The sequence below is a fragment of the Clavibacter lycopersici genome, assembly GCF_003576405.1.
Taxonomy (GTDB): domain Bacteria; phylum Actinomycetota; class Actinomycetes; order Actinomycetales; family Microbacteriaceae; genus Clavibacter; species Clavibacter lycopersici.
Window position 1 is genome coordinate 1 of record NZ_QWGT01000601.1, and the last position, 305, is coordinate 305.

A 305-nucleotide genomic window follows, 5' to 3' on the forward strand; every position below is an offset into this window, starting at 1 on the left:
GGCCTGACCCCCGGCGTGATCGGCACCGCGACCCTCGACGGCGCCACCGGCACCCTCGCGTTCCCCATCACCGGCGGCAACGTGAAGTACTACGACCCCGAGCAGGACTACCGCCCCTACGTCCAGGGCGAGATCGACCACGACGGCTCCGGCATCAGCCTCACCGCCGGCGACACGGTCGTGAAGCTCACCGACTTCGTCATCGACCCCGGCACCAGCCGCCTCACCGGCTCGGTCCAGGTCGGCGACGGCGCGGTCATGAACGACGTCTACATCTTCAACCTCGACGGCACGACCCTGAAGCC

1 pseudogene is annotated in these 305 nt (G+C 69.2%); it reads left to right on the plus strand.

Features of this window, described 5'->3' with window-relative positions:
• Positions 1 to 305, plus strand: a pseudogene (locus DZG00_RS16735) (hypothetical protein); the annotation flags it as partial.